Source organism: Photobacterium lutimaris (genome assembly GCF_003025555.1).
Taxonomy (GTDB): Bacteria; Pseudomonadota; Gammaproteobacteria; order Enterobacterales; family Vibrionaceae; genus Photobacterium; species Photobacterium lutimaris.
The window spans coordinates 1-11,901 of sequence record NZ_PYMH01000029.1 but is presented as its reverse complement, the minus strand read 5'-3'; the positions used below and the strand labels follow the sequence as shown (position 1 = coordinate 11,901).

General features: G+C 48.5%; 10 protein-coding genes and 2 tRNA genes. All 12 read left to right on the top strand.

What is annotated here, in order from left to right:
* The first annotated feature begins 421 nt into the window (after window positions 1-421).
* Window positions 422-1,195 (top strand): hypothetical protein, encoded by a 774-nt coding sequence (locus tag C9I99_RS26720; protein WP_107351871.1) that lies wholly within the window; start codon window positions 422-424, stop codon window positions 1,193-1,195.
* Window positions 1,196-1,351: 156 nt separating this feature from the next.
* Complete coding sequence (locus C9I99_RS26715) at window positions 1,352-1,558, top strand: DUF3283 family protein (protein WP_107351870.1); 207 nt, start codon at window positions 1,352-1,354, stop codon at window positions 1,556-1,558.
* A gap of 207 nt (window positions 1,559-1,765) precedes the next feature.
* Window positions 1,766-2,491 carry a response regulator gene (locus C9I99_RS26710; protein ID WP_107351869.1) on the top strand — a complete coding sequence of 242 codons (726 nt, stop codon included), beginning with the start codon at window positions 1,766-1,768 and terminating at the stop codon, window positions 2,489-2,491.
* A gap of 29 nt (window positions 2,492-2,520) precedes the next feature.
* Window positions 2,521-3,966, top strand: a complete 1,446-nt coding sequence (locus C9I99_RS26705; protein ID WP_107351868.1) for an ATP-binding protein — start codon at window positions 2,521-2,523, stop codon at window positions 3,964-3,966.
* Between the two features lie 3 nt (window positions 3,967-3,969).
* The gene (locus tag C9I99_RS26700) at window positions 3,970-5,217 is read left to right on the top strand and encodes an ABC transporter substrate-binding protein (RefSeq protein ID WP_107351867.1); all 1,248 of its coding nucleotides are present in this window, start codon (window positions 3,970-3,972) and stop codon (window positions 5,215-5,217) included.
* 177 nt (window positions 5,218-5,394) lie between these two features.
* Window positions 5,395-5,910, top strand: coding sequence for a SixA phosphatase family protein (locus C9I99_RS26695; RefSeq protein ID WP_166645528.1), 516 nt, complete (start codon window positions 5,395-5,397; stop codon window positions 5,908-5,910).
* Between the two features lie 150 nt (window positions 5,911-6,060).
* Window positions 6,061-6,151, top strand: a tRNA-Ser gene (locus tag C9I99_RS26690).
* An 87-nt stretch (window positions 6,152-6,238) separates the two neighbouring features.
* Window positions 6,239-7,507, top strand: coding sequence for a site-specific integrase (locus C9I99_RS26685; protein WP_107351865.1), 1,269 nt, complete (start codon window positions 6,239-6,241; stop codon window positions 7,505-7,507).
* Between the two features lie 149 nt (window positions 7,508-7,656).
* Window positions 7,657-8,811: a tyrosine-type recombinase/integrase gene (locus tag C9I99_RS26680; RefSeq protein ID WP_107351864.1), complete on the top strand. Its 1,155-nt coding sequence runs from the start codon at window positions 7,657-7,659 to the stop codon at window positions 8,809-8,811.
* A 177-nt stretch (window positions 8,812-8,988) separates the two neighbouring features.
* Window positions 8,989-10,488: a coiled-coil domain-containing protein gene (locus C9I99_RS26670; protein ID WP_107351862.1), complete on the top strand. Its 1,500-nt coding sequence runs from the start codon at window positions 8,989-8,991 to the stop codon at window positions 10,486-10,488.
* Between the two features lie 95 nt (window positions 10,489-10,583).
* Window positions 10,584-11,384 (top strand): DNA-binding protein, encoded by an 801-nt coding sequence (locus C9I99_RS26665; protein WP_107351861.1) that lies wholly within the window; start codon window positions 10,584-10,586, stop codon window positions 11,382-11,384.
* A 235-nt stretch (window positions 11,385-11,619) separates the two neighbouring features.
* A tRNA-Asn gene (locus C9I99_RS26660) sits at window positions 11,620-11,695 on the top strand.
* The last annotated feature ends 206 nt before the right edge of the window (window positions 11,696-11,901 follow it).

The window sequence follows — 11,901 nt, the reverse complement described above, 5'->3', positions numbered from 1 at the left end:
ATGAGTATTTGGCTCAAAACTAGCATTTTTGGTTATCGCAATTACCCCAATAAATTTGAACTAAACAATGATAAGTAAGTGTTTTTAAATTAGAGGTGATTTGTTATTTACTAAGGCCTGTAACTCACATTTGTCCAGAGGTGTGCTGAAACCGATCACGGCAAACTGTCCGAACATTTACCAACACCTATGGCTCTGGTAAATGGCAATTTTCATGGTGATGTAATCAGCAACATGTCAGTACAACAGAGCCAGATATCGGCACTGTTGGCATAATTGACAAATGACATGACAAATAATGTGCGATTTTACTGCATTGCTTTGCATCTTACCTCTTATTCAAAACAAGATTCTGATCACCATAATGAAAGCCGTTTTTTTCTACAATGAGGTTAGTCCAGAAACCACCCGGAGGTGCCTTATGAGCAACTATGAGCATTATCAATCCACAGTTGAGCAGGTATACCGGGCTATTATACGGAAAGTCGCTAAACCTTGGCATATTGAATACCTTCCTTCGATAGAAGAAAACCTGCAGACGCTGAGGCTGGTTTCCCCCCAAGGTACCATTTGCCAACGCTTAACCTTACCCATGGACTCAGCAGAGAAGTGTTGGCCGAACCAGAGTGACGTAAGCCAGCAAGTTACCGAGTTTGTGGTAAGGGGAGCCACTCGCCTTGCTCCGCTACGCCAGAGTGCTTTTCGCAATAATTTCCCGTATTGGTTAGAAACGTGTCTTCAGCAGTTACATGCCTTGTGTGATGTAAAAGAGAAACTGACGGAGATTGTCAGTAATGCTCGTTTCCCCTTCCCGAGCCAAGTCAATATCGAAGGAAATTACCTGCCTTGCTGGGTATGGAGCGAGGACCAGGGGTATATGGCGGTATCGGTCGTTGACCGCCGTACAGGACGCTTTACTGGGGTGCGCCATGTTGAGTCTAAGCAGTTAATCGACCAAGAGCGTTGGCTGGGTGCCCAGGTTATTGATTCGGTTGAAGAAGCGGTTGATACCATTGAACATTATGTGAGCGAGCTTGTTCAGTCACAGAAGAAGGACGCCTTTGAAGAGCCCAGCTTGGCCGATGCTATAAATAACCCGTGTGCAGCAACACTTAGCCCTGTGGCGAGTGTTGCGCTGACGATGGCCGTGGTTGCCGGATTTTTCATTACCTTTAAGTGGTTGCTTGGGTTCTGAACCTCTAGCTTTATCGGTTTGCTAAGCCCGCAACGTCCTCCTGTTATTATGGGGGGCGTTGCGGGCTTTTCGTTGGTAATGCCTTAAGAGTATCTTGGGAATAACGGGGGTTTGGGATAAAATTGCCCCCGGATTGATCGGAATAGGATAGGTAACATGCATAATTTATCGTTGCTTTCAGAAGCAGAAAAAAATCGGGTGGAACTGGATAAGCAGGCGTCCTACTCGGTTTGGCAAGTAAAGAACGGCAAGAAAGGTTATGAAGTGTTTGCCGAAGTTGCCGGCAATATTGCTGATGATGACGAGCGAGAGTTCTTTGAGCAAGCAGTGTCTAAGTACAAAATCAAAATGGCGGTTGCCTAAGCTCTCTAGGTTCGAGAAGTGGCATTTGTCATTTTTATTTGTTCAGATCATGATTATTAGGCGCGGTACGCGCCTTTTTTGATTCAGTTTGATATGTTAGCGCATTGGTATGACTTGGGCGCTAGCCTATTGTTTTTTGGCATGGTGTTGTCCGAAGAATGTGTAGTCGAGCAGGGGTAGCACTTTGCTAGGACAGAGGAAGATGTAATGAGCACAAGCAAGAAGGTTCTTGTTGTTGATGATGACCAGGAAATTCGTGAATTACTGGACGAATATCTTACCAAGGCGGGGTTTACGGTAATAACTGCTGCTGAGGGAGAGGAAATGAAGCGGCGTCTGGCAATGGGAACTCCGGATTTGATCTTGCTAGATGTGATGATGCCGGGGGATGATGGTTTTACCCTGTGCCAATACATCCGTAAAACTTCAGATGTGCCTATTATTATGCTGACAGCGGTTTCTGATGAGATGGATCAAATCATAGGCTTGGAACTGGGAGCTGATGATTATATTGCTAAGCCGTTTAGCCCTCGCCAGTTGATGGCGCGTATTAAAGCTCTATTGCGACGTGTAAAGCCGACCGAAGCACAGCAGATGCCATCGGTTCCCAAGGCAATCCGGTTTGCAAATTGGCGCTTGGATACCGCAGCCCAGCGTCTATATGATTTGGACAAAGATAAAGATTACGAACTCAGCGGCAGTGATTTTGCTTTATTGATGCTGTTTTTGACGCGTCCTAATGAAGTGTTGGATCGTGATACGATCTCCTTTGCGACCCGTGGTCGCGAAGCGACGCCATCGGCTCGAAGCATTGATGTTCAGTTGAGCCGTTTGCGTCAGCGTTTGGGAGATAAGGGGACCCAGCAGCGATTGATCAAGACAATCCGCGGCAACGGCTACTCGTTCAATGCCGAGGTTACCTACGAGGAATAAGCAGCCTCGCACTGCTGGTGGTTTTATCTATGAATATTCGAAAGTGGTGGCCAAAATCCCTGTTGGCCCGCACGCTCTGGTTCACCCTGTTGGCAGTCTTTCTTGCCCAGGTGATTGCGACCAGTATTTGGTACGGACAATCGAAGCAGCGTGACTTGGCTGGCTTGGAATCAGCCTCGGCCAGTATGGCCAACATGTTTGCCTCGACCGTGACCTTTTTCCAGTCCCTGCCTTTAGAATACCGCCATATTGTGCTGGATCAGCTGCGTAATATGGGGGGGACCCGTTTCTTTGTATCCTTTAACCAGGAAGAGATCTTGATCGATCCCATTCCTGACTCCCTGATGAAGAAGACGGCGGTTGGCGCCTTCGAGGAAGTACTCAGTGAGAAGCTTCCTTTGCTCGATGTGATCCGGGTGGAATTTTCTCGCCCTGAAACATTACATGTTCTGAAAAATGATATTTTACTCAGCGACCTGCCCCGCTCTTGGGCGCACTATACCTTGAGTCTTGAACCCTTCAATCCGCCTATTTTGGTGGTGCAGCTGGAGCTGGCGGAAAATGAGTGGTTGTATATCGCCGCCCTCTTACCTGCACCATACGTGACATTGGAAGACGAAATTATCACAGGTCAGCAATTGGTCTTTATGGTGTTCATAACTGCATTGCTGTTGGTGTTTACCTTTTTGATGATCAGACGCCAGACCAAGCCGCTGAAACGTCTTGCCAATGCGGCCAATGCCATGAGTTTCGATATTTATCAGCCGCCGCTAAAAGAAGAAGGGGCGACGGAGTTGGTGACGGCGACACGGGCATTTAATCGGATGCAGTCTCGGGTACAGCGTTATATTGATGATCGCGAGCATTTGTTTTCTTCTATATCTCATGATTTGAAAACGCCAATCACCCGCTTGAGGCTTCGTGCCGAGCTGATTGATGATGATAGTAAGGTTGAAAAATTCAACCGTGATCTCGATGAGTTGGAGATGATGGTCAAAGGTGCACTGCAAACGGTGAAAGACACCGACTTGCATGAAAATCTTACCCAAGTGGATCTCAGGGAGCTGCTTAACAGCATTGCCGAGCGTCATAACCATCATCAAACCAAGGTAATGATACCGGAGATGAAAATCGCCCCGCTGATGGGTAAACCATTGGCGCTTAAGCGTTGCTTTAGCAACCTGATTGATAACGGGGTGAAGTACGGTGACGAGGTGAGATTGATCATCGTTGATGAAAGAGACTCGTTGATCCTCATTATTAAAGATAAAGGCCCTGGGATCCCCAAAGAATCACTCGAAACGGTATTCGAACCTTACGCGCGTATTGCAAAAGATGATGAGGGCCATGGTTTGGGATTAGGGATAGCCCGTAATATCATTCATGCCCATGGTGGCGATATGGCGATTCATAATGCGGTCGATGGCGGTTTGGAAGTGAAAGTCTATATTCCTCGCCTGTTGAAAGAAGATTAAGCAATGAACATGAAACACACCTTGATATCGGCTTTGTTGATGCTTGCCAATAGTGCCGCTTCTGCTGGAGAAGTAGAGGTATTACACTGGTGGACGTCTGGTGGTGAAGCCCGTTCTGTCTCTCTGCTGAAAAATAAGATTCAAGCTCAGGGGAACCACTGGAAAGATTTTGCTATTGCCGGTGGGGGGGGGGAAAGCGCGATGACAGTACTGAAAACCCGTGCAGTTTCGGGTAATCCGCCTTCGGCTGCGCAGATCAAAGGTCATGATATTCACGAGTGGGGAAGGTTAGGTTTCCTTACCGACTTAAATGATGTCGCCGCAGCCGATCATTGGTCAACGATCCTTCCGCCTGTCGCCCGTCAAATCATGATGTACGGCGGTGACTATGTGGCAGTACCGGTCAATATCCACCGAGTCAATTGGTTATGGGCTAACCCAAAGGTATTTGCCAACGTCGGGATTGAGGTTCCCAAGTCGCTTGATGAATTTTTTGTCGCTGCCGAGAAACTCAGACAAGCCGGGTATGTGCCATTGGCCCATGGCGGTCAACCGTGGCAGAACGTGACGTTATTTGAAGCGGTAGCTTTGGCGGTATTAGGCCCTGCTGATTATCAGCGTGCGTTTGTTGAGCTCGACATGTCGGTGCTTGGTGGCGATAAGATGGTGGATGTTTTCACCCAGTTCCGCCGCATGCGTGATTATGTCGACACTCGTTACCGGGGACGCAGTTGGAACTCGGCGACGGCCATGGTTAGCAGTGGCGAAGCCGCGATGCAAATCATGGGTGATTGGGCCAAAGGCGAGTTCGAAGCGGACGGAAAACTACCGGGAAAAGATTATCTGTGTATGGCTGCGCCGGGAACACAGGGGCTATTTACTTACAATATTGATAGTTTTGCTTTCTTTAAACTCACCGATGAAGCCAACAGCCAAGCGCAGAAGGACTTAGCGAGAGCAATACTGGATAAGGAGTTCCAGGCGTCGTTTAACCTCAGCAAAGGCTCAATCCCTGTCAGAATGGACATGGACTTGGCTGAGTTTGACCAGTGTGCCAAAGACTCTCTGGTAGCGTTCAAGCAAAGTAGCCAATCCGGAGGCTTGGTGCCGAGTGTCTCTCAGGGATTGGCAACAACCAGCTATGTCCAAGCCGCTATCTTTGATGTAGTCAGCAACTTTTTCAATGCCAAAACGGCTGATCCAAAACAAGCGGCTGATCGATTGGCCCGGGCGGTGAAATCGGCCATGTAGAATGGTATACAGATCGCTTGATACATTTGAGGGTTGCCACCATGGCAGCCCTTTTTTGTAATCGAAACAGCCTTCTTTATGTGATTTCATATACTAATAGCTAGTTGTACGAGGTTGTATTTGGGTTGGTGTAACGTGATGTTGAAGTACAGCAGCCTGTTTGAAAAGGGGAGAGCAATGAAATTATTGTTTTTAGTCCGTCATGGTAAGTCATCGTGGGATGATCCCACGCTCGATGATCACGAGCGCCCTCTTAATAACCGAGGTTTGAAAAATATTCCGAAGATGGTCCACCGCTTGAATGGCTGGCAGCAGGGGCCACAGCTGATTGTCACCAGCTCGGCACTGCGTGCAGCCCAAACAGCCTACTTGTTTTCTGAAGGCCTAGGTTGTGCTCCTAAACTTGAGTCGAACTCGATGATTTATACTGAATCAGCGTTTGAACTCATCGATATCATACGAGAAACCAGCGATGTGGTTGACCGGCTGATGCTGGTAGGCCACAACCCTGCGCTTACCGTACTGGCACAGATGTTCGGTTTCAAAGAGGAGAATATTCCCACTTGTGGTGTGGTGGTGTTCGGATTCGAGGTTGATTGCTGGCAGGCCATTGCTGAAGAGCAGGGAACCATGTTCTATTATGATTATCCCAAGCGGGCGCGTCCTGACCGTGTTAATCGGGATACTGAGTAATAAAACCGCACGTAGCCACGTTTTTCTCGTTTCGAAGTGGGGGCGAGAGTGTAAAATGCCCGTGATAGGTCGTATTTGCTGAAACAGTAACCATACGGTTTTTATGGGGTTTACAGTGTAAGTAAACCCCTATATTATACGCCGCACAAAGGAGAGATGGCTGAGTGGTTGAAAGCACCGGTCTTGAAAACCGGCATACGTTTGTAGCGTATCTAGGGTTCAAATCCCTATCTCTCCGCCAAATTAAAAACGAAAAAAGCCGTTGATTATCAACGGCTTTTTTCGTTTCTGGGCATTGCAAGCATCCATCATAGGATTGACTGAGACAATGTACCTATTCCGCGCTACAAATTGCACCTACTACACTCGTATCTGCCTGCCAAAAGCCTTAAAAGACAGAGGCTTCTCGTTTGACATCAAGGTTTCGCTCCTAACCAAGTGTCGTGCCGAGGCTGTAGAACGTAACCTTGAAGTCGCCCGAACCCTACGCCCACTGGTTTCGAGTGTTCGGCCTGATGAAACCGTGGCTGACTTTAAGCACTTGGTTGACGAAACTATCAACCAAATTCGCATCGGCTTTACCTCTCCTGACAAGGCAACAGTTCCTATTCGGATAGCCAGCAAAGCAAGTGATGTTGAAGCTTCGAAGTCGCCACCGGGTATCACATTAAGTGAAGCTTTGTCGCAATTTATCGCTTCAAAGGAAAAAGAGTCGGTGCGACCACTGACGGTAAAACAGCTTAAACAGCGCATAAAGCACTTTATCATCTCCACCAAAGCGACAACGGTGTCTCAGGTTACCAGCGCAGAGGCACTCGTGTATCGGGATGTATTGCTCGGCGAGGAGCGCAGCTATAAGACGAACAAGGAGTACTTAGCGGCTGTCTCCCAGTTTTTTAAGTGGTGCAAGTTGATGCGCTACACCACTGCTAATCCGTTCACTGATATCCCACTGGCTAAATCGTCGTGCACTGGTACGGGTTCAGCGCGTCAGCGCTGGCAAAAACACGAATTAAAGCGCTTGTTTCAGTCTGCGGAGTTTAAAGCAAAAGATGCCGCGTTTAAGTGGGTGACCCTCCTGATGCTGTTCCATGGTCTCAGGCCTTCGGAGGCGTGTCAGCTAAGGGTTGACGATATCGATGGCATGACCTGTATCCGTGTCAGCTCAGAAGGGGGTGGACAGCGTGTCAAAACCGACAGTTCATACCGTCTTGTCCCGGTGCATACCAAGATTTTGTCATGGGGATTTCAAGATTATGTGTCTGAACTAAAGCAAGCAGGCCAGACACAGCTATTTTCTTACATCCCGTTAGGGGAGAACAAAGACTGGTCTCGCCAATATTGCCAACAGCTTGCGAGATTGCAGAATAAAATCGGTATGAAAGCGGGACAGCGACCGACTGCTTATTCGTTTCGGCATACCTTTGTTGATGAATTGAAACAACAAGAGGTAGATGAAAACATCGTTGCCCAACTGGTCGGCCATAAAAACCAAAAAATAACCTTTGGTCGCTATGGAAAAAAATACAAGCTCAGTGTGTTAAAGAAGTACCTGGAGTTAATCAACTATGGCGCTGATTGTACTGTGGATTTTTGACGCGCCTTATATAAGAGCATGTATAACCAATTGTTTTGATTGACAAAAAGGCATCAAATATTAGCAGCTTAGTATGTATTTGCCCTTTGGGGCGTGTTAGCTTGTGACCAAATAATGATGAAAAGCGGCTCGAACCGCGGAGGTCACCAATGGCTCAACACACTTTTGCAGATTATGCTGCGCAATACCTCGCAGAGCGCCAATTTGAGGTAGCGCCTTCTACCCTGAAATCCGTCAAATCCAAAGTAAAAAACTTGGTCCGGCGCTTTGGCAACAGGCCGATAGCGGCCATCAGGCAATCCGATATCAAAGCCTGGAAAATCAAGGCGCACAAGAAGTTTGCCAACAAAACGATTAATGAACATTTCACTGTGCTTCGGGCTATTTTTAGCAGCGCTCAATGCGATGGCGTGATTGTTCGCAACCCCATGGACGGCCTGAACAACTTAGCGGTTGAAGCCACCGAGCCTCTGCCATTTACCAAGTCAGAGCTAACCCTGCTGGTGGAAGCGCAAACCAAATACCAAGGTGAGCAGAACCTGTGCCTGGCCAACTGTGCAACCGGCTTACGGATTAGCGAGTCGATAGCGTTGGACTGGGATTGCGTCGATTTTGAACGCCGTCAAATTGACATCAACAAATGCAAAGTGCTCGGTGGGTATAAAGTACCCAAGACCGCCTCCTCACTGCGGACCATTGAGATGAATCCGCATGTAGTGGGTATTTTAAAGCGGCAATATCTGCTGACAGGTCATCTCAGGGCCAAACGGATAAAAGTGTTACAGGCGGATAATAAAACCTACAAGACCCTGTATGTACGCCATGTATTTCTGAATACCAAAACCGGGAAACCCTTCATTGACTCGCGGCAGTACGCCAAAAGCTTTTTTACCCCTTTCTTGAAGGCGCTGGACATTAAGCACCGGGGGCCGAACCAGCCCCGCCACACTTTCGCCAGCCATTGCCTCACTGCGGGGATAAGTAAAGAGTGGGTTGCGCGGCAACTTGGTCACGAAGATACCACTATGGTGGATAAACATTATTCCCGCTGGCTGAAGGAGGATGCCCCTAACTATGCAGGCCAGTTTTATGAATGCATGAATGATGTCTTTGGCGTTGTCGATAACCCTGTTGAGGAAACCCTAAGTCAGTCCGTTAGTAGAGCAGCACCCTCATTGCCAAACCGCTCCTCCGAAACCTCACTGGGCCTGGTTGGACAGTTATTGATAGCCCTGGAGCAAAATCCGGCGTTGGCCAGCACACTTCAGCAGGCGTTGAACCTGTCGGGAGGTGCGCATGACTAGTTTTTTGATTTTGGCCGGAGACAGCCTCGACATGGGCCGCGCCCCGAAAGGGCGACGGATACTTAACCAGCGAAGCTATCGTCTCACTTTTAGCTGCGCAAAAGATGAGACGACAGCGGCTGGCAAGGGAGTCCCCTTGACCCCGAATTCGGCCCCCACCTCTACAGGAGGTGGGGTATGAAAACCATCCGTGTCTTTCACCGCCATTTCAATCCCGATACGACGGCCAAGGGGATTGCAATAATCGCCAAGATACTGGGCCACACGCTGCGTATCCTCTCCCAAAAGGCTAAGCCGCCGGAGTGGGATGAATCGCTGGCGAAGGAAAATTTGCTCTGGTTTGATGGCAAAACCGCGTCGCTTGATGACTATAACCTAGAGCAAAAACAAGCCATCTTAGCTGCGATTATGCCAGCCCCAAAAGTGAAGAACCAGGCGAAGCTAAAGACCCGGCGTCGGCAACTCAAAGCCAAAATTAAAAAGGCGATGGAGGTTGAACGTCAAAAAGGCCATGAGGATGCGGCCGAATTGCTGCGGGAGCTCTGGACGACATCCGATAATTGCCCGATTCCTGCGGGAAAAGTAGCGCAATTGGATATGAAAACGCTGGCGCGTCATCAGCAAAAAATGGGCACGGTCAGAAAGTTTGTTGATGTGCATAACAAGCTGACTGGAGCCAGGCCCAACCAGAATGCCACATACCTTCAAGAGGGGATAATTAAAATCCCTCACCGCTGGAACGTAGATAACAAAACCATTACGCCGCAGGACTGGCTGGACTTTACGGAAAAGTTCCTCACGCACTATTTTCCGACATACCCCATCCACGCCATGGCGGTGCATGCTGATGAGCGACTAAAAAATGAAGAGACCGGTACGCATTGTCACTACTTCCTGTCTGGGCAAGACAGTGTTTTTGGCAACTGGGATTTACTCAAAACCCAAATTGAAGTGGTTAATCAGTATGTCCGCGAACAGAACAAGCTGCGTGCTGAAAGCGAAGAGAAGGAGGAAGAGCTGCTTCCGGAAAACTGTGTGCTCACACAAGCGCAAATGGTGCTGCACGGCGAGCGGTTGCAAGCCATGTTTCGTGACTTCATCAACGAACACCTGCTGCACAAACGTGGGTTTCATGCAGAGATTGCTCCCGAAACCGAGCGCCAATCTGAGGAGGGTAAGAAAATGAACCGGCAAGTAAAAATGCCTAAGTCCAAGCGCAGCCATAATTACGCGACCCGCAAATGTGAGCTGGAAGAAAAGCGGCTGGAAAAGCTGAAGCTGGCAACCAAGGAGGTGGCCAGCAAGCTTGCTGATCTTGAAACCGCCAAGGCGCAACTTGACCACGATATCGCCAAGAAAAAAGAAGAGGTTGCTGACCAAGAGCTGGCCCTTAAATCACTCAGTTTTGAATGTTGTCGCTTGAGCACAATGAAGGCAAAACTGAAGGGGGAACTAAGAGAGTTGCTGGGTGAGATGATTCGCGAGGCCTATATCGGCGTGGCGTACCAGCAGCGCGGCCTGGTGCATCAGGCTGAAGATTACTTTCAGCGCCTGGCAGAGCAATTAGATAGCGAATTGTCGCTGGATTTACAGCCTGTGGTGCACAGCATTATCCATGCCGTGGGCGATGAGCCATGCGACACAAGTCCTGAGGATTGTGAGGTGGGCTATGACTGACCAACTAACCATAGCGAAAGCCGTTTCTTTCGTTACTTTCTTTATTTCTTTCTTCTGTTTCTTACTTACTTTCTTCAGTGCACCGGAGGTGTGTAATGAGTGAAACTCAAATTGGCCGGACACCTGAGGTGTCCGACGAAGTGATTATTCGTGCCGGCAATGCCTTACTGCAACAAGAGCGCCGGGTTACGGGCTTTGCACTGCGCAAAGCGGTAGGCAATAAAGGCGATGCCAGTCGATTGCTTCGCGTTTGGCAGGCGTACCTAAGTGCTCAAGGTAATGAGCAAGAAACTGTAGCAGCTGATTTACCCACCGAGCTCTTAGAGGCGCTATCATCGGTTAACCAAAAGCTGATACATGAGTTGCATTCCATTGTCCAATGGTTAAATGGCATTGCCATTCAAACAGCGGAGTCGCGTGTGGCGAGTGCCGTTAACCAGGCAAATGAGCGGGAAAGTGCCGCTGAAGCCGAGGTTCGCGATGCAATGAAAAGGATTGATGATTTGGAGGCGCAGCTGTCTTCGCTGTCACAGGCACGTACAGGGCTTCTTGCAAAATTGCAGCAGCGAGAGCAAGAAAATCAACAAGCCAGTGAGCAACTCGAAGTATCAGTGAATGCATTGAATGATACGCTCAGGCAACTTCATGAGGAGCAGCGTCAACATGAGCGGCTGGCTCAGCACAATGACGCACTGGAAGCAGATTTGGACAGCGTTCAGGAACACTATGGTGAGCTTAAGGCAGACTTTGCAGCAAAAGAAAAAGAGCTGGAAATGTTAACCATGCAGCTGAAGGTTGTTTCGGAAGAGAAAGCCAGACTACTAGATGAACTGGTTAACCTGGCAACAAAATCACAAGAAACAGCCCCTGAAAATGAATCGGTATCACTGCCATAGCTCAAGTTGGCATTTTCTTGTACTTACCTTCAGCTGAAAACGGGTATCGAGTTTTATCGGTTTTAAATCAGGCGCTTATGAACCTCGGATGCTAACCACAAAAAAGAAGTGGAAAAACGGTGAAGTTAGAAGCAATTTGATGAAAGAGGCACTAAACAGTAGATAATTGAATATTATAAGTTGACGCCCCATCGGGCAGTCGCTACTAGGCGTCTCGCCTTCGGGCACAACGACTTCCCCCTTAGTTCAGTCGGTAGAACGGCGGACTGTTAATCCTTATGTCGTTGGTTAAAGTTCAGCAGGGGGATCCAACTCAGAGAAAGCCTCGCATTGTCGAGGCTTTTTTGTGCTCTGTGACCCGTCCTAATCTAGCTAAAGCTAACAAGGAAATGTCGAGTAGACGACACCTGTTACCAAGTGTCGTCCCTCTAAGAACCCAGCGTGCAACTTTCACCGCACTAGGCTCAAGCCTTCACGAGAGCACCAATTGGCACCCAGCAACTTATAAAGCAGTGAG